The organism is Sphingomonas sp. 22R3R2A-7 (assembly GCF_036856055.1).
GTDB lineage: Bacteria > Pseudomonadota > Alphaproteobacteria > Sphingomonadales > Sphingomonadaceae > Sphingomonas.
This window is the reverse complement of record NZ_JASPFR010000001.1, coordinates 3,599,513-3,623,105: the sequence shown is the minus strand read 5'-3', so window position 1 is coordinate 3,623,105 and position 23,593 is coordinate 3,599,513. Positions and strand designations below refer to the sequence as shown.

Annotated in this window: 22 protein-coding genes; 15 read left to right on the top strand and 7 right to left on the bottom strand. The window is 64.5% G+C overall.

Features of this window, described 5'->3' with window-relative positions:
- Nucleotides 1-382: 382 nt before the first annotated feature.
- The 5 genes from QP165_RS17360 (at nucleotide 383) to QP165_RS17340 (ending at nucleotide 5,817) form a co-directional block, all read left to right on the top strand.
- Nucleotides 383-2,224 carry an ATP-binding protein gene (locus QP165_RS17360; RefSeq protein ID WP_333996546.1) on the top strand — a complete coding sequence of 614 codons (1,842 nt, stop codon included), beginning with the start codon at nucleotides 383-385 and terminating at the stop codon, nucleotides 2,222-2,224.
- 319 nt (nucleotides 2,225-2,543) lie between these two features.
- Nucleotides 2,544-3,458: an MBL fold metallo-hydrolase gene (locus QP165_RS17355; protein ID WP_333996545.1), complete on the top strand. Its 915-nt coding sequence runs from the start codon at nucleotides 2,544-2,546 to the stop codon at nucleotides 3,456-3,458.
- 358 nt (nucleotides 3,459-3,816) lie between these two features.
- The gene (locus QP165_RS17350) at nucleotides 3,817-5,079 is read left to right on the top strand and encodes an NADH:flavin oxidoreductase/NADH oxidase family protein (RefSeq protein WP_333996544.1); all 1,263 of its coding nucleotides are present in this window, start codon (nucleotides 3,817-3,819) and stop codon (nucleotides 5,077-5,079) included.
- Nucleotides 5,080-5,188: 109 nt separating this feature from the next.
- Nucleotides 5,189-5,662, top strand: a complete 474-nt coding sequence (locus QP165_RS17345) for a TetR/AcrR family transcriptional regulator (RefSeq protein ID WP_333996543.1) — start codon at nucleotides 5,189-5,191, stop codon at nucleotides 5,660-5,662.
- A gap of 2 nt (nucleotides 5,663-5,664) precedes the next feature.
- Nucleotides 5,665-5,817, top strand: coding sequence for a hypothetical protein (locus QP165_RS17340; protein WP_333996542.1), 153 nt, complete (start codon nucleotides 5,665-5,667; stop codon nucleotides 5,815-5,817).
- A 101-nt stretch (nucleotides 5,818-5,918) separates the two neighbouring features.
- Here the strand turns inward: QP165_RS17340 and QP165_RS17335 are convergent, their stop codons facing one another.
- Together QP165_RS17335 and pip are read right to left on the bottom strand one after the other, a co-directional pair.
- Nucleotides 5,919-6,932 carry a hypothetical protein gene (locus QP165_RS17335; protein WP_333996541.1) on the bottom strand — a complete coding sequence of 338 codons (1,014 nt, stop codon included), beginning with the start codon at nucleotides 6,930-6,932 and terminating at the stop codon, nucleotides 5,919-5,921.
- A gap of 488 nt (nucleotides 6,933-7,420) precedes the next feature.
- The gene (gene pip, locus QP165_RS17330; protein ID WP_333996540.1) at nucleotides 7,421-8,533 is read right to left on the bottom strand and encodes a prolyl aminopeptidase; all 1,113 of its coding nucleotides are present in this window, start codon (nucleotides 8,531-8,533) and stop codon (nucleotides 7,421-7,423) included.
- Between the two features lie 437 nt (nucleotides 8,534-8,970).
- Between pip and QP165_RS17325 the strand changes: the two genes are divergently transcribed.
- From QP165_RS17325 to QP165_RS17315, 3 genes are read left to right on the top strand one after another with little or no spacing between them, the layout of a single operon-like run.
- On the top strand, nucleotides 8,971-9,174 hold the full coding sequence (locus QP165_RS17325; protein ID WP_333996539.1) for a hypothetical protein: 204 nt from the start codon (nucleotides 8,971-8,973) through the stop codon (nucleotides 9,172-9,174).
- A gap of 3 nt (nucleotides 9,175-9,177) precedes the next feature.
- Nucleotides 9,178-9,654 carry a LexA family protein gene (locus QP165_RS17320; RefSeq protein WP_333996538.1) on the top strand — a complete coding sequence of 159 codons (477 nt, stop codon included), beginning with the start codon at nucleotides 9,178-9,180 and terminating at the stop codon, nucleotides 9,652-9,654.
- Nucleotides 9,651-10,919: a Y-family DNA polymerase gene (locus QP165_RS17315; RefSeq protein WP_333996537.1), complete on the top strand. Its 1,269-nt coding sequence runs from the start codon at nucleotides 9,651-9,653 to the stop codon at nucleotides 10,917-10,919. The genes QP165_RS17320 and QP165_RS17315 overlap by 4 nt, the downstream gene beginning before the upstream one ends.
- Nucleotides 10,920-11,318: 399 nt before the next feature.
- On the opposite strand, the gene QP165_RS17310 is transcribed toward QP165_RS17315, so the two are convergent.
- The 4 genes from QP165_RS17310 to QP165_RS17295 all read right to left on the bottom strand — a co-directional run bounded on the left by QP165_RS17310 (nucleotide 11,319) and on the right by QP165_RS17295 (nucleotide 12,779).
- Nucleotides 11,319-11,504: a hypothetical protein gene (locus tag QP165_RS17310; RefSeq protein WP_333996536.1), complete on the bottom strand. Its 186-nt coding sequence runs from the start codon at nucleotides 11,502-11,504 to the stop codon at nucleotides 11,319-11,321.
- A 68-nt stretch (nucleotides 11,505-11,572) separates the two neighbouring features.
- Entirely contained in the window at nucleotides 11,573-11,749 is a 177-nt protein-coding gene (locus tag QP165_RS17305; protein ID WP_333996535.1) for a hypothetical protein, read from the bottom strand.
- Nucleotides 11,750-11,759: 10 nt separating this feature from the next.
- Nucleotides 11,760-12,416, bottom strand: a complete 657-nt coding sequence (locus QP165_RS17300) for an SOS response-associated peptidase family protein (RefSeq protein WP_333996534.1) — start codon at nucleotides 12,414-12,416, stop codon at nucleotides 11,760-11,762.
- A 30-nt stretch (nucleotides 12,417-12,446) separates the two neighbouring features.
- A complete protein-coding gene (locus QP165_RS17295; protein WP_333996533.1) occupies nucleotides 12,447-12,779 on the bottom strand; it encodes a hypothetical protein in 333 nt (110 codons plus the stop codon).
- Between the two features lie 280 nt (nucleotides 12,780-13,059).
- Between QP165_RS17295 and QP165_RS17290 the strand changes: the two genes are divergently transcribed.
- The 4 genes from QP165_RS17290 (at nucleotide 13,060) to QP165_RS17275 (ending at nucleotide 16,334) form a co-directional block, all read left to right on the top strand.
- A complete protein-coding gene (locus QP165_RS17290) occupies nucleotides 13,060-13,392 on the top strand; it encodes a hypothetical protein (RefSeq protein WP_333996532.1) in 333 nt (110 codons plus the stop codon).
- A 300-nt stretch (nucleotides 13,393-13,692) separates the two neighbouring features.
- Nucleotides 13,693-14,220: a hypothetical protein gene (locus QP165_RS17285; RefSeq protein WP_333996531.1), complete on the top strand. Its 528-nt coding sequence runs from the start codon at nucleotides 13,693-13,695 to the stop codon at nucleotides 14,218-14,220.
- A 164-nt stretch (nucleotides 14,221-14,384) separates the two neighbouring features.
- Entirely contained in the window at nucleotides 14,385-15,020 is a 636-nt protein-coding gene (locus QP165_RS17280) for a hypothetical protein (RefSeq protein ID WP_333996530.1), read from the top strand.
- A gap of 861 nt (nucleotides 15,021-15,881) precedes the next feature.
- Nucleotides 15,882-16,334, top strand: coding sequence for a hypothetical protein (locus QP165_RS17275; protein ID WP_333996529.1), 453 nt, complete (start codon nucleotides 15,882-15,884; stop codon nucleotides 16,332-16,334).
- A gap of 878 nt (nucleotides 16,335-17,212) precedes the next feature.
- Here QP165_RS17275 and QP165_RS17270 read toward each other — a convergent pair.
- Nucleotides 17,213-18,025 carry a COG4705 family protein gene (locus tag QP165_RS17270; protein WP_333996528.1) on the bottom strand — a complete coding sequence of 271 codons (813 nt, stop codon included), beginning with the start codon at nucleotides 18,023-18,025 and terminating at the stop codon, nucleotides 17,213-17,215.
- 108 nt (nucleotides 18,026-18,133) lie between these two features.
- Here QP165_RS17270 and QP165_RS17265 point away from each other — a divergent pair, with 108 nt between their 5' ends.
- The 3 genes from QP165_RS17265 to QP165_RS17255 are packed head-to-tail and all read left to right on the top strand — an operon-like array spanning nucleotide 18,134 to nucleotide 23,591.
- The gene (locus tag QP165_RS17265) at nucleotides 18,134-19,111 is read left to right on the top strand and encodes an efflux RND transporter periplasmic adaptor subunit (RefSeq protein WP_333996527.1); all 978 of its coding nucleotides are present in this window, start codon (nucleotides 18,134-18,136) and stop codon (nucleotides 19,109-19,111) included.
- A complete protein-coding gene (locus QP165_RS17260; RefSeq protein WP_333996526.1) occupies nucleotides 19,111-22,218 on the top strand; it encodes an efflux RND transporter permease subunit in 3,108 nt (1,035 codons plus the stop codon). Before QP165_RS17265 ends, QP165_RS17260 begins: the two co-directional genes overlap by 1 nt.
- The gene (locus QP165_RS17255) at nucleotides 22,215-23,591 is read left to right on the top strand and encodes a TolC family protein (protein ID WP_333996525.1); all 1,377 of its coding nucleotides are present in this window, start codon (nucleotides 22,215-22,217) and stop codon (nucleotides 23,589-23,591) included. The genes QP165_RS17260 and QP165_RS17255 overlap by 4 nt, the downstream gene beginning before the upstream one ends.
- Nucleotides 23,592-23,593: the final 2 nt, after the last annotated feature.

The following is a 23,593-nucleotide window of genomic DNA, read 5'->3' as shown; positions in this document are numbered from 1 at the left end:
ACTGGTCCCTCATAGCGGATATGCCGCTGCAGAGGTCACCCATCAGCCCAACGCCACGTTCGTCCTAGCTATACAAAAGGTCTAATCGGCGCGTGACGGGACCAGTACCTCCTCCTGCCCGGTATGCAGATGGTGGCCGAACGACTTGGTACAGACCCTTCCGCGCGTCTCGGTTCTGGAAGTCGCTCCCTGCCGAACCTACCCCATTAATAATGGACATCCTCACCAAACCGGACGGACCGGCGTCACGGCCCGAACGCCTTTGTCGCATGCCCTCCAGCGGCATCGAGGGCGCCTCCGTGGAGAGTCGTCCGAGGACGTCACCGCATGCAAATGGATGTTTCACGCCCACGCCTCTTCGCCGTCCGACAGGACGCCCGTCGTGATCGGCAACCCGGTCGGACCGCCTTCGGCTACGCTTCTTCCTTCATCGTCGCCTCGCACACACGTCCGTGTGCCGGCGGCCCGCCTCCTCGTCCTGCTGGGAACGTTGTTCGTCGCGTCGCTCGCAGCCGCCGCGCTGGCCTTGGTGGTGGCGCGCCATGCCGGTCGACTGGACGACGCCGAGCGGGAACTGCGGACCCTCGATCTTCTCCTGGCGGGCGAGACGGAGCGTTCCTTCCAGAGCGTTCGACTCGTGCTCGACGGCGTCGCGGCACGCCTTGCGGCCAGCGGCGAAATGACGAGCGGCACTGTCGCCAGACGGGCGTCCACGAAGGCCATGCATCAGGAGCTTCGGGCCCGCCTGTCAGGCCTTCCTCAACTGGAAGCGGTCACGATCGTCGCCGCGGATGGTAGGATAGCGAACTACTCGCGAGAGTGGCCCGTACGGTATTGGAACCTCTCCGACCGTTCGTATTTCCGTGCGATGATCGAAAGGACGCCGGACGCCCCGTACATCAGCGAGCCCCTCGTCGATCGGTTCACCAAGCAGCCGACGGTCTACCTCGTTCGGAGGCTCTCAGGTCCGGACGGCAGTTTCGCCGGCATCGTGATAGGCGCGATCCGGCTGAACTACTTCAACCGGTTCTACGAGACCCTACGCCTTCTGCCCGGCGAGTTCATCGCGCTGCGCCGTCCGGGCGGCGACCTGATCACGGCGTTCCCGAACGAGGGTTCGTCGGATCCTCATGTAGCCTCCAGCGGACCGGCCGGCGCCGCGAGCGGCAACGTTCCAGGCGTTCGGCGAGAAGAGCCGACCGCCGCGGACGGGTCGTCGCGGCCACGCCTCGTCGCGACGACGATCACGCACGACTTCTCGATCCACGTCGCCGTCGGACGGGACGAGAAGACCCTGCTGGCGGGTTGGAGGAGTGAGGCGTGGGCGATCGGCGTCGCCGTGGCCCTCGTTGGGCTTCTCACCGCTTCGCTGCTGTGGGCGGTCCTGCGACGGTGGCACGCCTTGGAGCTCGTCGCCATCGCCTCGACGGAAAGGGCCGAAGCCGTGCTAGCTCGTCGCGACGTCGAGGGAGCTCTCCTGCAGGCGCAGAAGATGGACGCCTTGGGGCAGCTCGCCGGCGGCATCGCGCACGACTTCAACAACATGCTTGCGGTCGTCTCGGGCTGTCTTGAGATGCTTCGACACAGGCTTGGTTCGTCGGAGGATGGGATCGGGCGGTGCCTCGACCGATCAGACGAAGCTGTACGGCGGGCGACGTCCCTGACCACCCGTCTGCTCAGCTTCGCGCGCAAGGAGCCCGTCAGACACGTCGCGATCGAGGTGAACCCGGTGATATCCGGGATCGTCGATCTGCTGACGCGAACGCTGGGGGGCGGTGTCACGGTGGACGTATTCCTCGGCGGCGACCTGTTGGACACCCGCGGAGACGTCAGTCAGCTCGAGAACGCGATCCTGAACCTCAGCGTCAACGCCAGGGACGCCATGCTCGATGGGGGCGCCATTTCGATAACGACCGCCAACGTCGATCTCGAACGCGAAGATCCGCGGGCGCCCGACCTCGACGCAGGGCGCTTCGTCCAAATCTCGGTCAGCGACAGTGGGACGGGGATGAGCCCGGAAACCGCCGCCAGGATCTTCGAACCCTTCTTCACGACCAAAGGTGCCGGCAAGGGTACCGGTCTCGGACTCAGTCAGGTGTTCGCCTTCGCCCGCGACGCCGGCGGGACGGTCAGGGTCGAAACAGCCGTCGGACGCGGAACCACGTTCCATCTCTACCTTCCTACATGCAGCCAGCATTCCGTCCGTTCCGCCGCCGGCGCATAGATACGGTTCGTAGGGGCGGCGCAGGATCTCCCGAGCAGCGCCTCACGGATGCAGCCGCCCGCCTCGGCCGTAGCCGCGTCGGCATCGACCGATGGTACATCGTTCCCGCGTAGTCTCGGTTCTATTTCGATCGCGAAGGTCATGCGAGAGACGATCGGGCTGGTCGAGCTACCTGCTCTCGACGAACTCGATCCCTGCCCGCCCAGCACACGTACCGAACGATTCGTCGTCGATGCATCTACCCCGGTCGCGTCGACCAGTCTCGATCGTCTCGTGCCCTGTTCGCTCGCTGCGACAAACATCCAGATTGGACAATCAGATGAAGCACGCCAAGATTTCGCATCCCGGTCGAACGCAAGCCGAAGAGATGGTCTCTTCCCGCTACGCGCTACGCGTCGGAGAGATAGACGTCCTGGTGATCAGCGACGGCGTGCTGCCCTTGCCGACCACCACGCTGGCGACGAACGCCGATCCGGACAGCCGGGCAGGCTGGTTGAAGGAGAAGTTCCTGCCGCCGGAGGGGCTCGACTGGCCTCTCAACGTGGTCGTGGTGCAAACCGGAGATCAGATCATCCTCGTCGACGCGGGCCTTGGCGGACAGTTTCCCGGTTTCCCCCGGGCCGGGCAGTTCCCGAAGCGGCTCGAGGCAGCCGGTATCGATCTCTCGGCCGTGACTGACATCGTGATCACTCACATGCACATGGATCACGTTGGCGGCCTTCTCGTCGACGACGTGAAGAGCAAGCTCAGTCCCGACGTGCGTATCCATGTCGCGCAGTCCGAGGTCGACTTCTGGAAGGCGCCAGACTTTACGCACACCGTCATGCCGGCGCCGGTGCCGGACGTGCTCAGGGAGACGGCAACCCGGTTCGCGGACGAATACCGCAGCCAGATCCACACCTTCGGCGACGAATACGAGGTTGCGCCGGGCGTGCTCGTCTCGCGCACAGGTGGCCACACCCCAGGGCACAGCATCGTGCGTCTCTCGTCCGGCGGAGATCGGCTGACGTTCGCCGGCGACGCAATCTTCCCGCCGGGCTTCGACCACCCCGACTGGCAGAACGGCTTCGAGCACGATCCCGAGGAAGCAGCGCGGGTACGGGTTCGGCTGCTCCGGGAATTCGCCGAGTCCGGCGAACTGGTCGTGGCCACCCACCTTGCCTTTCCGTCGGTCGGGCACGTCGCGGTCGACGGCGACACGTTCACGTACGTTCCGTCCTATTGGGACTACTAAGACCGTATCACGGTTCATCTGGCCTTCGCGCGGGCTGCTTCCCCTGGCAGCCCGCGTCAAGCGCACCCGTGGCGCCGAATGACCGTTCGCCGGATCCCCCGCACCTCTCCGCCGACCCTCTATGTCCCGACAGTTAAGGTCCGGAGATCCGTGCGGCTGGTCCAGACGAGACGTCGGCAGAACACTCGCCCCCTGCGCCGACGCACTATGACAAACTGGGCAGCGAAGCAGAGAAATACAGTGTCCCTCTCGATGCTCGAATGGCGAAAACAGTCGCCACGAAGAAAGATTGCCAGATACCTATTGATATTCGGATACCAATTAGTATTTCAAATAATCAAGAATTCGGAGATCAGATATGACCAGCCTGCTCGGTACCCCCGTCGTCCTTCCCAATGGCACCGTCATCTCGAACCGCATCGTCAAGGCGGCGACCAGCGAGGGTCTGTCAGACGCTGAAAACCACGCCACGTCACGCCTCGTGACGCTCTACGAGCGCTGGGCGCAGTCGGGCGCGGGTCTCATTCTCAGCGGCAACATACAGGTGGATCGCTGGCATCTCGAGCGCCCGAGCAACGTAGTACTTTCGGACGAGACCGGGCTTGACCGGCTTGCTGCGGTCGCTGCGGCAGCGACCAGCGAAGGGAGCGCATTCTGGGCCCAGCTCAGCCACACGGGCCGCCAGGTCTCGGACTTCATCAACCCGGAGCCCCTGTCGTCCTCCGACGTCGACATCGACGTTCCACGCGGGCTCGGGCTGACCTTCGCCAAGCCGAAGGCGATGACAGAGGCGGACATAGCGCGGGCGATCGCGCAGTTCGCGACGGCTGCCGGCCTGGCGCAGAAAGCAGGTTTCACGGGAGTTCAGTTCCACGCGGCTCACGGGTACCTGATCTCGCAGTTCCTCAGCCCCCTTTCCAACCGGCGCACCGATCGCTGGGGCGGTTCGCTCGAGAACCGGTCGAGGCTCCTTCTGGAGGTGATGGCGGCGGTTCGCGAGGCGGTCGGGCCGGACTTTCCGATCGGTATCAAGTTGAATGCATCGGATTTCCAGAAGGGCGGCTTCACCAACGCCGAGTGCATCGCGCTCGTAGGCCTGCTGAACGACAGCTCCCTGGATCTGCTCGAGCTCTCCGGCGGATCGCTCGAGCAGCCCAAGGTCGTCGGCATCTCGGTCAAGGATGAGGGGGCGGACGCCATTCCCGCCAGCACCCGCAAGCGGGAGGCGTACTTCGTCGAGTTCGCAGCAGCCGTACGTGCGGCAGCGAACATGCCGGTCCTGGTGACGGGCGGCTTCCGGTCTGTACAAGGCATGATCGAGGCGATCCAGAACGGAGATCTCGATCTCGTCGGGATGGCACGCCCCTTCATCGCCGATCCGGAAATCGCCCGCAAACTGATCTCAGGCGAAGTCGACACCGCACCTACGCCGGAGAAGACACTGGAGATCGGGCATCTGATGCAGTGGTTCTCAGTCCAGATCGATCGGATGGGCGACGGTCTCATGCCGGACCGGACCCTCGAGGGGGCCGCGGCCTCGGAGCAGTTCGTCAACCTGGAGACCGGCTACATGACCGCGCTGCTCGAACAACGCGCGCATGAGCGGTCGGTAGCCGCGTAGCGCCCGCAGCTGTATCGGAGACGAATGGCCGAATTTGTCCTTCGTCCTCCAGCCGGCGCGGTCTAGATCCGCGCTGGCACGACACTGCTAATGGATTATTGCCGGCATCATGGAAAAGCGCGCGCGGATAAGTCGGGCGGAACGTCACGCACAGACGCGCGAGGAGCTGCTCGACGCAGCTCGCACGGTATTCGCCAAGCATGGGTATGGGGGCGCCTCGATTGACCGGATCGCGGCGCAGGCCGGGTATTCCAAAGGTGCGATCTATTCGAACTTCGAGTCCAAGGAGGCGATCATGCTAGCTCTCCTGGAACGCTATGCGGACGACGAGATCGCAGAGTTCAACCGGATCATGCAACTCGATCCGACTACGCTCAAGACGCAGCTCAAAGACCGGCTGGACACCTTGAACGCCGATCTCGACTGGGACATCATGACGATGGAGTTGCAGCTGCATGCGCAGCGCAATCCTGCCTTCGCGGAGCGGTTCTTCGCGCACGAGACTCGTCTGACCGAGTTTCATGCGGGCATCATCGCCGAACGGTTCGCCGGCGAGAACAAGGCTCCCCCATCGACACACTGACGATGTCGCTGGTCTTCCGGACTCTTGCTTGCGGCCTGAACCTGAAGGTTCCGCCGCATCCGCCAGGGCGCGGCAACGCGGCAGGCAGCATCGTCAATCGACTTCTCGATCTGATGCTCGAGCAGGCCGCTCCCGCCCGAAGCGACGGGGCCTGATCGGCAATCCCGAGGAATGCCGCTAGATCAGGCCGAACGGCGCTGGCCGGGACGTTCGTTAACCCGGAACCGCTCCTCGGCATGGAGGCCTGCATTCGTGCCTAGAGACCGTCGGGCAGTCGCATGCCGGTCATTGCCATGAGTATCGCGGCGGCCATCACGAAACCCACCGCCGCTCCGCCTGCCCAAACCCAATCCGCGACATGCCGGCGGACGCCGTGGGCAATCAGGACCACCCGGACTGCGGATCCGAGGTGCGTTATCACAAAGAATACCGCCAGCGCGTAGTGCGGGATGAGGCGGACGCTCCAACCGTCGTGAATCAGGCCGTTCGGCGCACCGGTCGCAAAATCCCACCCTGTAGCAATACCGAGGTAGGCGCGTGCGTAGACAAAGACGGAGTTCATGTGTCCCGCGATGTAGACCGCGAGATAGAACCCGGATGCGATCTGAAAGGTGCGGAAAAACCCGCTTCGGACTGCACTCCACCGCCAAGCCAGGACGATACCGCTGAAAACCTGGAACAGCATCGCTGCGACCAGAACGGGCTCTCCGATATCGGATCGATACACGCGACGGCCCGCATTCATGAAAGCGGCGTGCGCGGCCTCTCCCTTCCACGCCAGCAGATGGTTCGTAAGATGGAAGGCCACGAAGACGACCAGTATCAGGGCGCTTACGCCGTGAGCCACCCGAAGTCCGCCGCTATGCACCATCTGGTCCGCGTTCGTGCGTCGAACAGGGGCGAACATCAGCAGCAGCATGGCCGCCACCCACAGGACGGCCCACGCAGCCTCGTCGGGAACGCGACTCCCCGCCAAGGCCTGCATCACCCCCAGCATCGTGTAGAGCGCGGGAGTCGCGACCGTAGCGAGCGCCAGCCTGCGCGCTCTGGTCTGGCTCTCGTATGAGTCTGCCACGACGTCGGTAGTCGAAACGGCCAAGGCGATGCCTATGGCCGTAGGCGCGAACGCCGCGACGAGCGCCATTTCAGCAAGCGCCCAGCTAGCTGCCGTGACTTCCTCGCCCTGTACTCCGACGAGGAAATGGAACAGGTCCAGGATCCCCGGATAAAGAAGCGCAGCAATGGCCGGGATAAGGCTCACCAGCGACATTTTCGGAACCGACTGTAGACGCGGACGCATAGAAGTTCGCGGCGGTGGCAAAGGAGTCATAAAACGTTTCTCGGGATGTGTGCGCATCAAGCGATATCGCAGGCCGACCCACACACGACAGGTCCGAAACCTGTCTATCCCTCTGTACCGAAACTGAGCCGTTTGAAGAGAGTTACACCCTGATCCCGAACTGATGGTCAGGTTTTGCTGCCTCATTATCGTGCGCGGACCGTATCAAGTCCGACAGCGTGTGCCATTCGAGATACGTCCGGTTACGAAACAAAATCGTGTCGTGGATGCAACGTTTACAGGACCAGACAGCATCATCTTCATCGTTATTGTCATGACCCCGAGGTCGAGCTTCAACGTGTTGAGCGGGACAGCATATCTGAGACACCGTGGGTCAGGCGAAGTGAAACGCCTACGTCTGCGACGAGTGTCCCGTCTCATCGTGATCCGCCGAGCAGTTCTGATCGCGGGACGATCGTCTATCCCGCGCGTGTACCAGATACGTGGATAGGTGGTAATCCATCCATGATCGTGGTCAGGGCGAGCGCGGTCTGTAATTCCATCGCGCTATGGCCTGCGTTGGTACGCACGTAGGTGATCGGCGCGATCCCTGCGGCGGTCATTGCTTCAACTAGGCGCGATGCCTGCGTGAGCGGACATACCTGATCGAAGCGGCCGTGCACCATATGCGTCGGAATGCCCGCGATTTTGTCGACGTTGCCCAGGATGTAGTTCGGCTCCAGGAACAGATGATTGGCGAAGTAGTGCGCCTCGATCTGCGCAAGCGATAGAGCGAAGGCAGCATCGCCGAATTTGCTCGGACCATCGTCCTTGGGAATCATGTTCGAGATGGTTCCTTCCCAGACCGACCAAGCTAGGGCAGCGCGCCGCTGGAGCGCGTGCTCGGCGTCACTGGCCGGAGACATGTCGAAGATCGCCTTGTAGGCCCCCATCATGTCGCCCCGCTCGTTGGGGGAAATGACCTCGACGAACGCCTTCCATTCGTCTGGATACGCTACGTAGCTGCCGGGTTCGGTAAGAGCGAACGGGGCGGTGGCAAAGGTCGCGGCATTACCCTGATACATATAGCGCAGATCCTCGCGGTCGCCGATGAAGATGCCGCGCAAGGTGAGCGAACCGACGTTCCGCGGATGGCGGATCGCGTAGACGAGCGAAAGTGTGCTACCCCAGCTGCCGCCAAAGACGTGCATCGGCGCGTCGATGCTCAGAGCATCCCGCAACGCGTTTATGTCATCGACGAGGTGATCGGTCGTATTGTGGTCAAGTGCGACGGCAGGACCCGCCTCGGCAACGGTCGGTTTGCTCTTCCCGCATCCGCGCTGATCAAAAAGAATGACACGGTAGCGCCCGGGGTCAAAGAAACGTGCCATTATTGGCGCACAGGCACCACCGGGGCCGCCGTGAAGAACCATGACGACCTCGCCGACCGGATTGCCGTACTCTTCCCAATGGAGGTGGTGATCCGGCGCGGTATCGACCTGCAACAGCCCGCTGCCGTTCGGGCTGGCCGCAGGATATTTCCACTCGTCCTTGATCGCGCTGGTCGCCTGGAGCCCAGAAAGTCCTGTCATATCATCCCCCGAAACATTCGCCGTGCTCGACACCCCGGTACCGCACCGGGGGCCTGGGTACCGCACCGGGGGCCTGGGTACTGCACCGGGGGCCTGAGGTCGCATAGATAGTGGGTCGGCGCTGAACGTGGGACCGCGCGCATTAGAATACGAGCAAAGCGACTCCGCGAGCAGGCCATCCTGACCCGGACTATCTAGACGGAGTTCCTCACATCCCAGGGAATGACGGACGCCGTGTTCCTCGAGAACTCCTACATTACCGCCGAGGCTCTTGTTGATGCGGCCCTGAACGGGCTAGACCGCAAGAGCCCTTCGGATCGTTGGCCCGCCAATTGCACCCTGTCTATGTTCTTGCAATGTTCTTGCAGAATCAATCGGGATCGCGCCTAGCTATGGGCATGCCGCTCGCGGCGACTCGACATTGATGGAGCAACGAAATGCAGCACGATCTGCGGCTGAGAGCGGCTGCCCGCGCGATATACGACAACGTTTATCCACCGATAGATCCCGTGCCATTCAGCTTCGACGAGGCCGAACGGTTCGGGACCGTGGAGTACCGGCAAGCCGTCGGCGCCGCTCAGGACGCACGGTCCGTCCTGGCTGCGCAGCACGACCAGCTCCTCTTCGCCGCGATCCTATAGGTCATGCTCTCAACCAACTTGGGCCGCCCGGTCGTTGTCCCTCTGCAGCGTCGTGACGATGCGCTGCGACTTCACGACGTCCCGTTCGAGCTGGTGCCGTGTGAGGTGCCTTTCTTCCTGGTCCACACGCCAGCCGGCTTCCCGTCGCCTGCGCAGGACGACATGCAGGAGCCGATCGACTTGAGCGCGTGGCTGATCGAGCATCCAGCCGCCAGCTATGTCATGCGCGTCGAGGGGCGGTCGATGGCGGGAGCCGGGATTATCGACGGCGATCTGCTCGTCGTGAACCGGGCTAAGGCGCCGCGAACGGGTGCCATCGTCGTCGCTTTGGTGCACGGCGAACGGACCCTGAAGCGTCTGCGATATGTCGACGGCCGCCACTGGCTTGTCCCCGAGGCCGAAGGGTTCGCGGAAATTCTGGTCGATGAGCATGTCGAGATTTGGGGCACGGTCGTCGGCGTGGCGCGCAAGATGACATGAGCACGCCGATCGCCCTGATCGACTGCAACAACTACTACGTCTCCTGCGAGCGCGCTTTCGACGCCAGCCTGGTCGGGGTCCCGGTCATCGTCTTGTCGAACAACGACGGGTGCGCAATCGCCCGATCGGCGGAAGCCAAGGCGCTTGGTATCAAGATGGGCGATCCGATCCATCACCTACGCGACAAGGTGAAGCAACATGGCATCCAGGTGCGGTCGTCGAACTATGCGCTTTATGGCGATATGCAGCGCCGCGTGATCGCCGCCTGCGAGTCCTTCGCCCGCGACTTCGAGATCTACTCGATCGACGAGACATTCCTGGATCTCGCCGGATTCGAAAAGCGCGATCTTGTGGCCCACGCGAACGCGATGCGTGCCCAGGTCCAGTTATGGACGACGATACCCACGTGCGTCGGCATTGCGGAGACCAAGACGCTGGCGAAGCTGGCGAACGCGGCGGCCAAGAAAAACCCGCAGTTCGACGGTGTGGCCGATCTTCGTGACGAGAACGTGCGGCGCGATGTGATGCACGCCTTCCCTGTCGGAGACGTCTGGGGCGTCGGCGGCGCGACTGCTCGCAAGCTGACCGGCCTGGGAATCCATACCGCGGGGGCGTTGCGCGACATGCCGATGAAGCAGGCTCGCGCCGTTGGAACCGTCGTCCTCGAGAGGCTGGTTGCCGAGCTACGGGGCGTCCCATCCAACGCAGTTGAGGCGGTCGAACCGCGGCGGAAGGGCATGGCCGTCACCCGATCATTCGGGACGCCGATCTGTGACTTCGAACAGATGATGGGCGCGCTGTCGCAGTACGCGTTGCGGGCAGGCGAGAAGCTGCGATCGCACGGGCTGGTTGCAGCTCGGCTGACGGCGTTCTTCCACACCAACAAGCACAAACCCGACCGGCCGCAATACGGCGGGTCGAGGATGGTGACGTTGCACCCAATGACCAACGACAGCCTCGAACTCGTCGCGGCGGCCAGGCGAGGCGCTGAGAAGGCGTGGCGCGATGGCTACGCCTACACGAAGGCTGGCATCATGCTCGACGACCTGCTGCCCGAAGACGAGCGGCCGCGCACGCTGTTCGAGGAGGATACGGCCAAGCGGGACCGGCTCATGGGCGCGCTCGACGCGATCAACGGCAAATTCGGCACGTGGACGGCCGTGACAGCGACGCAGGGCTTCAAGCGCGAGTGGAAAATGCGTTCCGAGATGCGTTCGCCCGCATGGACGACGGACATAGCACAGGTGCCGACGGTCCGGGCCTAGGGACAGCATCACATATTGCATTCGGCCAAAAGCACCGCGAGTAAGCCGCGATGAGCCACGCCAGCAACATCGTCCATTGCGACGGCCCCGACAGTCCGCACGCATTCGACATCGTTCCGCTTCAGCCCCGCAAGGGTAGCCTGGATGCCATGTGCCCGACATGCCAAGGCAGGGGGCAGTGGAACACGGAGATCGATCTCGTCAGCTTCCGTTGCAAGCGTACGGCATGCAGTCGTTGCCTCGGCGCGGGGTGGGTCGAGACCGGGTCCGACCCCATTGGCCTTCCCGACATCGAGATCGCACCGGGAGGCTTCCCCCAATGGACATTGCGCTACCAACCTTCCGACGAAGCCTCCCCGGTCGATCCGGAGGCTCCCGGCCTATCGCAAGGATGACACGTCATCTGCCTGGATCAGGTGCTCCGAGTTTCGCAGCTATCCGCGCGACTTCCTCGTCGCTGGGCGCTTCCAACAGTTCCTCGCCGGGCAGAAGTGCCTCATCGGGAATGCCAGGTGCCGTGCCGGCGATAGGCTCGTCGATGGCCCGCTCGTTGGCACCGTCCGTGATCTTCTCTCTGTTCGCCATGTCAGTCTCCTCGCCGATCAAACGCACGGGCGGTGTCACGGAGCCAAACGATCGGTGACGGATCGCCACTAATGTCGAGTTGCGGCAGCAATGATATCGACAGCAGCCGCTACCCGGCGCCAGTCCTGCGGACTGCCGGTGTCGCGGAGAATGTCGAAGAACCTCGCCGAAAAATGCTCCGGGTCGTCGTCTCCGAACTCCGCTGCTATCGTCAACGCCTTCTCCCACACCTCGCGCTCGGACATGGCTGGCCGTTCAGGCACGGGCGTTGCTGCTGCGGGTGGGAAAGACAGGGCCACGTACGGACATCCGATCGGCCCGATATGGCCGTTGCAAGCCCAGCACGTCGTCGTAGCTGCCCGTCAGCCAACGTTCGTGATCATCCGGCCGAAGGATCGTGATCATCGCCTTGGGATGGATCGGCGCCACCAGTTCGTTCGCGTCGCAGGTGACCATCGCGAAGTAGCGTTGGTCACCGACCTGTCGCCAGAAGCCCGCGATGGCGAACACGGGCAGATCGGTGACCGCGAACCACATCTCTCCCTTGATAGGCTTCTTGCCGTCGCCGAGATCGGTAGGCTCGCGTGCCCACTCGCAGAACTCCGTCAGCGGGATCAGGCACCGGTTGGCGGGGTCGCTGACGAGCGAGCGCCATTGCGGAAGATGCAGGGTGCGCACGTTCGTCTGCGCAACCTTGCGACCAGCCTGCTTGGCCTGCCCCGCCAGAACGTCCCACTCCATGACGTCGAGCACAGGGTGAACGCCTTCGTTCCGCACGACATACGCTCGTCCGAACGGGCGCAGCTCCTTCGGATCGAACCGGTTGTCCATCGGCTTCTCGGCCAACCGGTTCGCCCCGAAGCGCTCGACTATGGTCTCGGGTTCGCCGCTGAACCGTGCTCGGTTACACATTCCAGATGTCCCGGTTGGCGCTCGGTCTGTTCATTCCTCAAGGTTCCGACGCCGCATTTCATCGCGGAGCGCCTCGGCGGCGAGATCGCCAACCTCCCCTTGTGTCTGTTGGTACGCAGCCAGAAGTTCGTCGTCGGTAGCGCTGGCCAGAAGCCCTTCGGTCTGAGCCTTGAACGTGTCGACTTCCTCTGCTGCCACGTTCGCGGCTTCGTCGGAGGAGACGTCGCCGTTCGCCAGATCAGCAGCAGGCGCCAGCACGGCGTCCTGCTTGAATATCTCGAACGCCTCTGCTGCCTCGTTTCGTTGCGCGATGAGCGAGCGAAGCTGGCCAATAAGGTCAAACTGCGGTTCGGTGTTTTCCATGGCCAAACCTAAGCCAGGTTCCTCGGCGCATGCAACATGACGATCTCGCACCTGTTGCTGGTCAAGCGTTGACGCGACCGACAACGCAGCCAATCGCGATCACGGCGACGATCACCGCCCAGCCCTCCCACGTTCGAGGCGACCAACCGATACCGACGACTTTCGGCTGAAACCATTCGCGCGGATGATTCATGACGGCTCCGGTACCTGCGAGACTCGTCGTCCCGGCCTTCCACTTCACGGTTCCAGGCAATACATTCCACGGACGGAGGACGCCAGCATGCCCGCGGACATCATGAAGGTAGACGACCAGGCGAAGATCGACCTGTTCCAGGAGATCATGCCGATAGTCATGCAGTACCTTGCTGCGAACTCTCCCGATCAAGCGTTGATCGCCGACGACATCATCGACTTCTACGCGCTGTCGATCGCGTCGGTTATCCAGAACGACACGAACCTGACGACCGCGCAGTTGCAGCGCAAAGGCGTCGATGCGGCAGGCAAACACATTGCGCACTGGGTCCGGCTTCTGAAGCTTGATCACGAACAACGCGGCGCATCGCTGCTGGCGATGACGATGGGCGCGGTCGCTTCAGAAGAGACGAAGCAATGACGTCCGCCGCACCGGCCTAGTCGAGCACTCGCTGGTCGCGTAGCCGATCATGAGCGACCTCATGCCTTGACTTGCATTACGGCAATGCCTGGCAGCACGCGCTTCTGGACCGCGAGAACGGTCGAGACCGGCTTGCCGACGGAAACCTCGGGGATCTGCGTCGGCGCCGCGAGGTTTCGTCGGCATCGAGAACGTCTGGCGCCCAGCGCCTCGGCATCCCGTGCGCGATGCTCATGGATGAGAGGGTAGATGGGAAAATGGCTTCCCTCGCCGCTGCTCGTCCGCACATGAGGCCATACTATGATCGACGGCGAAACTCCGCACGAACTCCGTTCCCACCACGCCGCTGCCGGGCGGCTGCTTGATCCAAACGGCATCGCAAACTTCGCGATCGAGTCGATCATCATCCCGGACGACCGGGAATTCACCGCCATCGAAGAGAAGGCCGCCTCGTCGGGCGTCGTGGTCGTCTCGCTGCAGTACGACATCAGCGAAGACGAACCGAGGCTCGAACGCGTCTGGCTCATCGTACCCTCGGCAGAGAAGTACGCATCAGGTCGCAGCAAGCGCGTGACCCTGGTTCCAGAATGCAGGATCTGGGCTCCGTCTGACGAGTTGCCACTCGTCATCGTCGCGCCGAGAGAGATCGGCGGCTATTTCGCTGCCTCGAGCGACGGCACTAACCTCCTCCACTTCGCAGGACTCCCCGCAGACGACCTGTCCGCCGGCATCCGTCGCGCTTGGGATCGCATCGCGAGCACCGCCCGCGCCATCCGCGAGACCCACGAGAGGACGCGCGACGGAAGCGTCCCGCCGACCGCGGTTTAGCCGCGCTTCCGCACGGCAAGAAGCGGAGCGGAGCCTGGCGGGTCCGCTGCAAAACGTCGCGACCGGCTGCGCCGTTCGCCGATCCCGTTTCGAACGAGGTCATTTGCCCTTCAATGAGGAGGGGAAAAAACGCCACGCGCAGCGCGCGGGCAAAGGAGACACAAATGGAAGAAATTTCGCTCGTCGCACTCGACGACATCGCACTTCTTGGCGTCCTGACCGCGCGTCAGCTACAGACCGACTGCCCGGACGTTCCGATGGCTGCGGTCCGGCTATCGCGCGTCGTATCCGACCAACCCGGACATTCCAAAATCCTCGCCTCCATCACCTTGGACGCGATGACGACCCTGGTCGTGCGCACCCTCGACTGGCAAAGCCATCGTCCGAAGGACGAGGTGCTGAAGCAAAAGGCGGCCGATATCGTCGAGATCCATCAGCTCGATCTGGAATGCCCGCGCCGACATGTGCTCCCTGCTAGCCGCTGTCACCGCCGCCGCGAGGCGGCACGTCGATCGCGCCATCGAGCTGGGCGTAAGGTACCTGCTGGAGTCCATACAGTTCGAAGATGTCGCGGCGGGAAGCACGCGATGTCCACCGGTCCGCATCGACCTCCGCGTGCTGGACGCCTCCTCCGAACGCGAGCCGCGCATGATGTACATATGGCATCCGCACGAACTGGAAGGATCGTTCGCCAACCTGGAGCAATCGCGGCTCCTCGTCGGACGCGGCGATCCAGCATCGGCGTAAACCGACGATGGGTCGGCGGCGCGGCAAGGAGAAATCGGGACGCGATCCGGTGACGGCGTGCCGGACGCCGCGCGGCCGCCCGCGCCGCCACCATGGAAATCTGCTCAAGCCCCCTCGGAATGAAACGCCTTGAGCGCCAAATCCAGATCCAACCTCCCCTGCGCGCGAGCGCCCGCGTTCTACAGAGGTTATCGGGAGAAGACGGTAGAGAGGAAAATGAGACCCAAGCGACGACCTCGACGGATCATAGGGATCAGACGGTTAAATTTGTCTTAAGCCTGGCCGCTTGCAAGCGGCTTTTTCCCCTCTCGAGAACGCAGCTCGAGTCATGTTCAAAATCGGGCTCCTACTCTAGACGCCGCGCGCGAGGCGCAGCGACACGGCCAATGCTCACCGAAGGACTGCTTCGGCCACCGACTGGCCGGTTGGGGTGAGGACCACGGGACGCGAACAAGGGGGGTTCGCGTCCCGCGGTGAGTTCACCCCGACCGGCTCAGGGTCGGGGTGCCGCGCGTGGTGGCCCGCGGCAGCGTGACGTGCCTGCGGGCCTGGCCAGGCTTGCTCGCGTCGCGGCCGCGACCGGACTGAGTTCGATGTTCCGGTCCGGCTGCGCGGCGACCGGTCGCGTTGATCCATTTCTTTTCATGAGTTCATTTTCCTCTCTCGAATGTCGATCGTGATTTTCCGCTCACATGCGGCATCTCACCGACCGCAGCTGCGGTGGTGGCGCCCGTCGCACGGGCGCCTGCTGGTCGGCCGAGCAGGCTCGACCCCAACCAGGGTCGGCGCGGCCAAACCGCGCCGGTCCCTCAAGGACTCGCCGGTGGACCGGCTCCATTGGCGTTAACCGGATGCGGTAATCCGGTGGTGGTGTTTGGCTTGTATCTCTCCCCGCTGCCAGCGGGGGAACCGACTTGATCAAACTCGAAGACGCGCTCACGGTGCGCGAACACGTCCTCAACCGGGAGGGCGAAGTGGAACTCGGCTCGGGCGTCGTGAACGGCAACGCCTACCGATGCTGGTACATACGCAGCGTCAGCTGGCACGCGCGCGTGACGAACCTCGCCGACTATCGAAGCGCGTCCGGCCGGGCTGAGGGCGACGGCGGCATCGAGGATGATCAGGCGGTCAACTACGAGCGACTGGAGGTCTTCATGCCGGCCGCCGGCGAGAAGTCGGTGTTCGAGTTCCTCTACCGCATCGGCGAGAAGGACGCTCGCTTCCTCCACTATGGCCCCGGCCGCTGGGCGGGTCTGGCTTTCGGCATCGGCGCGGCACCCGAGGAACCCCCGGAAGTACGCAAGGCGAAGACGCTGGCCTTCATGTCCCGCGGACTCCCTCCAACCCCCGAAGCTGCCCTGAACTGATCCCCGATGACGCCGTCCGCGACCTTCGGGCCGGCGAGGCGCGGCCTTGCTTAATTGCACACACGGTCCGCCCCGCCCGCGTGACGGCGACCATGTGCGTGATCGCTGAAGCACCCCGGTTCACCGCGTTACCTCTGGCCGCCACCCGTAGATATCTACGCGCGGACGAACCTGAGTTAGCGCCGCCGGACCGTCACAGCTCGTGCCGGTTCGAGGCGCTCGAGGCCTCCCAGTCGGAACGCCGGCTAGCGGGTTCCCGGCGAAGACTTTTCACGCCGGCCGGCCGAGCTTGGTCATTGCCGAAGCGTTGAACGACCGGGTCTGGTCGACAGCCGCAACCGTGGCCGTTCGGCGGGAAATGGGACGAAGCGGTCGTTCCAAAGGGTTACCGGGAACGTCGGGGTTCCGACGGACCGGCCACTCGCGGGGCCGCGGATGTCAGCACAGCAGCGAGCAATCTCGGCCGGTAGTGAACTGTCCGGTTGTGGAGAGGTCGTGCCGAAATCGCGGTCGTTGCTCCCCTGACGGAAAACCATGCTAGCAGGGTTGTCGCACATTTTCCCAATCCGACAGGGTTTGTCGGACACTCATGTCAACGTGGAGGTTCTGCTATGCCGCTCTCACTCACCCATGGTGGATTTGCGCGTAGTGCTGTCGACAAACATGTGTTTTGCGTCGCCTGAAGAGCGTGCCCGTCATCCTCATAACTCCGTCGAGATGACGCCATTTCGAGAAAAAGTTTTGGGAACGGTTTTTGGGAAAGCGGCTTGCAGCGGGGGTAGCTCAATCGTCGCTTTTGCCCATCGTTCCCGGGCCGGGTTCCCATTCGAGAAAGGGGATCGGCTATAAGGCCCCCGACGTCGTATCAGCTTAGCCGTTCAGGCTGCGATACTGCTCCGTCCATCAACACGGCGTTGCCGACGTTCGAAGAATACGACAATTACCGCGAGCAACAGGACGCAGACCAAGGCAGTCGCAAACGTGTTGAGGCCAAACCCGCCCTTGGCAGCCTCCTTCGTGAGCAAGTTCCCGAAGTCGGCGCCGAAGGGCCTAGTGAAAACGAATGCGGCCCAGAATATGAATGCCGCGTTGACCCGGGCAACATAGTGCAGAAGCAACACCGCGCCGATCACAGCCATGCAGACTAACGATCCAGTGGTGTATGTGAGGCCAAAAACATAGACGAGACCATCGCCGAACGCCGTGCCGAGACTGTTCGAGAACAGAACGGCGCCCCAGAAAAACAATTCGCTCTCACGGTCGACCACCGCGCTCACGTCACAGGTGCCCCGCCTGAGATACCAAATGCCGAGGATCAGCAACATGCCACCAAAAAGGATGGCTGACGTTGTGTTATAGCCAAGGTTGAGGGTGTGCGTCGACAGGTCAGCTATTTCGGTTCCCGCCGTGGTCGTACCGACGATCGTCGCCCAGAACAGAAAAGGATGATAGCGGTCGGCACGAACCTGCCCAACGAGGAAGGCCGCTAGCAGGCCCAGGGTGATGGCAAGTCCGGCGATGTAGCCTAGGTTCAGCGTCTGGGCGATGGCGTCGCCCGCAACCTCACCCAATGTAGTGGCGACGACCTTGGCTAACCAAAAGCCGAGGGTGATTTCAGCAACTTTACGGGCGGGATGCTCTCTCGTCACGTCGACCCTCTCCATACACACACCCCCGGAGCCGACGATCATCAGGTCGGAGCATCAAATTCAAATTGAAACTCGTGGATGACCGGCAACATTGGGACTTTGTATAGTCGGCTCCAGCAGCGCCCACTCTTTCGTGACTAAGCCGTCACGATGCGCCAGACCATCTTTCTGATCCCAATCCTGCTTGCCGGTTGCAGTGAGAAGACCGCGAAGCCGCCCGCACCGCCTGCCCATGCCGAGACGATCGCCCACGAAAGCGAGCTGTTAAAGCTGACGCTAACGCCCGAGGCGCAACATCGCCTGAGCATCAGCCTGGTGCGCGTCGGCGGAGGATCGGCCACCGCAACGCGTGAGGTGGCCGGCGAAATCGTGGTCCCGCCGATCAGCGCCAATGGTGTGCCGGTCAACTCGACGACCAATCTCCAGCAGATCGGCAGCCAGCAGGCCGCGGCCGATGCCGAACTGGCGCGCGCATTGGCGCAGGCCCGCCTCGCCCGGATCGCGCTCGACCGGGCCGAGAGCCTGGTGCGCGAGGAAGCCGGCAGTGTTCGGGCGCGAGACGAAGCAGCAGCAGCCTTGGCAGCAGCGCAGGCGGCGCTAGGCGCGGCACGTCAGCAGCGCCGTTTGCTCGGGCCTGCGGTCGCCTCACTCGGTTCGCAAGCGGTGCTGTGGGTCCGCGCGTCGGTGTTCGGCAGCGACATGGGGAATGTGCGTCGAGAGGCCGCCGCAATGGTCCGCACGCTCGGCGACGCCGGCGCGCCACGCAGCGCCCGTCCGGTGCAGGCGCCGCCATCGGCCAACACCGTCGCGGGCACCGTCGACCTGTATTACGCCGTCGACAATCGCGATCGTATCTTCCGCGTAGGGCAACGTGTCGCCGTTGACCTGCCGCTTGCGGGGCAGACCGAGGGATTGTCGGTGCCGTCTGCTGCGATCCTTCGTGATATCCACGGCGGCGAGTGGGTCTATCAGAAGACCGCGCCCGACACCTTCGTCCGCCAGCGTGTCGAGGTGGCATCGGAGAGCGGCGGACGGGCGCTGTTGGCGCGCGGACTGTCCAACGGGGCGCAGGTCGTGACCGACGGCGCGGCGGAGCTGTTCGGCACCGAATTCGGGGCGGCGCACTGATGCTTGGCCGGCTCGTCCATTTCGCGCTGGCGCAGCGCGTCCTCGTTCTCGCGCTCGCCGCGTTGCTGGTCGTGCTGGGCGTCCGCGCCGGGCGCGACGTGCCGCTCGACGTATTTCCCGAGTTCGCGCCCCCAATGGTGGAAATCCAGACCGAGGCACCGGGCCTGTCGACCGAGGAAGTCGAGAGCCTCGTCACGGTGCCGATCGAGACCGCGGTCAACGGCGTCCCCGGCCTGATGACGCTGCGATCCAAGTCAGTGCTGGGCCTGTCGTCGGTGCAGATCCTGTTCGAGCGCGGGTCCGACGTGATCCGTGCCCGGCAGATGGTCGGGGAACGGATTGCCCAGGTGCAGCCGCGCTTGCCGCTCGTGGCGCGCCAACCGGTGCTGATGCCGCCGCTGTCCTCGACCAGTCGCGCGATGAAGGTCGGACTGTCGTCGACGAAACTCGACCAGATGCAGTTGTCCGAGCTGGTCCGCTGGACGATCCGGCCACGGCTGATGGCGGTCCCCGGCGTCGCCAACGTCGCGGTCTGGGGGCAGCGCGATCGGCAGTTGCAAGTGCTGATCGACCCCGATCGTCTGCGCGCTTCCGGCGTAACGCTGGCGGAGGTACGCGCGGCAGCGGGCGACGCGGTTCTGGTCGGGGGCGGCGGGTTCGTCGATACGCCCAACCAGCGGCTTGCGGTTCAGCAGGCGGGCACCGTTCAGACTGCGGCTGACCTCAAGCAGGCGATCGTCAAGCAGGCAGGCGAAGCGCCCGTGCGGATCGGCGACGTCGCGCGCGTGGTCGACGGCTTCAACGCACCGATCGGCAACGCCATCATCGACGACGGCCCCGGCATCATGCTGATCGTCGAGAAGCAGCCTACCGCGAACACGCTCGAGCTGACCCGCGCGGTCGAGGCCGCGTTCGACGAACTGAAGCCCGGCCTCAAGGACGTTAAGGTCGACACGACGATCTTCCGGCCGGCGACCTTTATCGAACGCTCGATCGACAATCTCACCCGCGCGCTGATGATCGGCTGCGCACTGGTCGCGGCGGTGCTGTTCCTGTTCACCCGCGACTGGCGGCAGGCGACGATCAGCCTCGTCGCGATCCCCCTGTCACTGCTGGGCGCGGGGCTGATGCTGCTGTGGTCGGGTGGGACGATCAACGTGATGATTATCGCCGGCCTCGTCATCGCGCTGGGCGAAGTAGTCGACGATGCGATCATCGACGTGGAGAATATCGCGCGTCGCCTGCGCCTTAACCGCGAGTCCGCCGATCCCAAGCCGGCCTTCGCGGTAGTGCTGGCCGCGTCGCTGGAGGTGCGCTCCGCGGTGGTGTTCGCCTCGCTGATCGTGATGCTGGTGTTCGTCCCGATCTTCTTCCTTGGCGGGGTCGCGGGCACCTTCTTCCAGCCCCTCGCCATCGCCTATGTGCTGGCGATCGGGATGTCGCTGCTGGTCGCTTTGACCGTCACGCCGGCAATGTGTCTGCTGCTCCTGCCGAACGCGCCGCTGACCGAGGAGCGCGACACCCGCATCGTCGCCGCTTTCAAGCGGCGCTACATCGGTTTCCTACCGCGGGTCGTCGGGCGGCCGGTGCTGGCGGTGGGGATCGTTGCGGGCGGGCTGCTGCTGGCGGGTGTCGGATATGCGACCTTCAAGGACCAGTTCCTTCCCGACTTCCGCGAAACCGACTTCCTGATGCACTTCGTCGAGAAGCCGGGCACCTCAATTGAGGCGATGGACCGGATCACGATCCGCGCGTCGAAGGAGCTGCGCAGCATTCCCGGCGTCCGCAACTTCGGCGCGCATATCGGCCGCGCCGAGCAGGCCGACGAGGTGGTCGGCCCAAACTTTACCGAACTCTGGATCAGCCTCGACGAGAATGCCGATTACGATGCGTCGGTGAAGCGGATCAAGGAGGTGGTCGAGGGTTATCCCGGCCTCTACCGCGACGTGCTGACCTACCTGCGTGAGCGGATCAAGGAGGTACTGACCGGTGCCGGCGCGACGATCGTCGTGCGTATCTACGGCCCCGACCAGGCGGAGCTGCGCGCGGCCGGCGCGCGCGTCCGCGATGCGATCGGCGGCATCCAGGGCGTGTCTGACCTGAAGCTGGAAAGCCAGGTGCTGGTGCCGCAGATCCGCATCCGCCCGCGGCCTGCCGAACTGGCGCGGCTCGGTCTGACCGCGGGCGAGGTCCGCCGTCAGGCGCAGGCGCTGGTCGCGCAGACCAAGGTCGGGGAAATCTACCGCGACCAGCGCGCGTTCGACGTCGCGGTCTGGGGCGAGCCGAGGGTGCGGAACAGCGTCCATGCGCTCCGCGACCTGATGATCCAGGCACCCGTGACCGGCGCGCCGGTGCGGCTCGGCGATATCGCCAATATCGAGATCGCGCCCGCGCCCAACGAGGTGAAGCGCGAGAACGGCCAGCGTCGCCTTGACGTGACGATGAACGTCGCGGGCGCGGACTTGGGCACTGTGGCGCAGGCGGTCGATGCGGCTGTCGCCAAGGTGCCGTTCGCGACCGGCTATCACCCGCAGGTGCTGGGCGAATATGCCGCACTGAAGGAATCGCGCAGCCAGCTCTGGAGCATCGGTGCGCTATGCCTCGTCGGCATCCTGCTGCTCGTCTGGATGGAGTTCCGCTCGCGCCGCATTACCGCGCTGGTCGCGGTCAGCCTGCCGTTCGCGCTGGTCGGGGGTGTGATGGCGGTCGCGCTGACCGGCGGGGTGCTGTCGCTGGGCTCGCTGGTCGGGTTCGTCACCGTCATCGGCATCGCCGCGCGCAACGGCATCATGCTGCTCTCGCACTATCAGCATCTCGAACGCCATGAGGGCATGACGTTCGGGCGCGAACTGGTGCTGCGCGGCGCGGAAGAGCGTCTGGTGCCGATCCTGATGACCGCTGCCTGCGCGGGCCTCGCGCTCGTGCCGCTAATTGTCGCGGGCAATGCGCCGGGGCACGAGATCGAGCATCCGATGGCGATCGTGATCCTCGGCGGCCTTATTTCCTCGACCGCGCTCAATCTGCTGCTGCTGCCCGCGCTCTACGCCCGCTATGGCGAGGAGCGCGCCGTGCCGCCTGCTCCCGCATCCACGGAGGCGCTGGCATGATCCGTCGCTTGGTCCCCGCCGCAGCGCTGCTCGCGTCCGCCTGCATGGGTGTGCCGGCCCCCTCGCCGACGATCGCCCCGCCCAGCGCGACGGCCGACTTCGCCCGGCTTCCCGTCGCATCGATCGCGCCGGTGCCCGACGACTGGTGGCGGCTCTACGACGATCCCGTTCTCGACGGACTGGTTCGCTCGGCCTTGACCGCCAACGCGGACCTACGGGTCGCCTATGCCAATCTCGACGGTGCGCGCGGGGCCTTGCGTCAGGCACAGGCGGCGCGATTGCCGCAGACGACCATCGAGAGCGCGCTTGGCGTCGACAATCCCGCCGGACAGCCGAGCGCGTCGGGCAATGTGCCGACGACGGATTACGATATCGCCGCGACCGCGAGCTGGGATCTCGACCTGTTCGGTCGGCTTCGCTCGGCCGCGACCGCCGCGGGCGCTGATGCCGAGGCGCAAGCGGCCGTCGTCGACGGACTGCGCGTCGCGGTCGTCGCCGATACCGTGCTGGCCTATGTCGACCTGTGCGGATCGACCCGCGCCATCACCACCGCGCGCGAGGTCGCTGCGGCGCAGGATCGTTCGGTCGCTCTGGTGCGCGAGCAATTGCGAGCCGGCGAGGTGTCGCCGCTGGAAGTTTCGCAGGTCGCGACGATCGCCGCTGCCACCCGCGCCGCCATCGCACCGTTCGAGGCACAGCGCGCCAATGCGCTGTACCGGCTCGCGACGCTGCAAGGTCGCCCGCCCGCCGAGGCCCGCGCCTACCGCTTCGCCTGCACCGCCGCGCCGCGGCTGCACGGGGCGGCTCCGGTCGGTGACGGGACCGCACTGCTGCTGCGCCGCCCCGACGTGCGCGAGGCGGAGCGCCGCCTTGCCGCCGCGGCCGCGCGGATCGGCGTGGCACGCGCGGACCTCTATCCACGGGTCAATCTGGGCGGGGCCGTCGGGCTGCTTTCCGGCGGGATCAGTGCGGTGGTGACGCCGCTTGTCAGCTGGGCCTTTCCCAACCAGGCACCGGCACGCGCACGTCTCGAACAGGCCCGCGCGAGCGAGCGCGCGGCACTGGCCGGGTGGGACGTGGGGGTGCTGCGCGCGCTGCGCGAGGTCGAGACGGCGCTTGCCGCCTACGACGCCGAGACCCGCCGCAACCGCGATCTGGCGACGGCCGCGCGTGAGGCTCAAGCCTATGCGCGGCGGGCCGCTGCCCGGGTCCGCCTCGGCGACGCGCCCGGTCTGCTCCAGGTTGACGCGCAGCGCGCGGCTGCATCGGCGACCCTGCAACAGGTCCAATCCGACGTGGCGGTGTCGCAGAACGAGGTTGCACTGTTCCGCGCGCTGGGCGGTGGTTGGCGCGTGGAGGCCGGTGCGCGATAGGT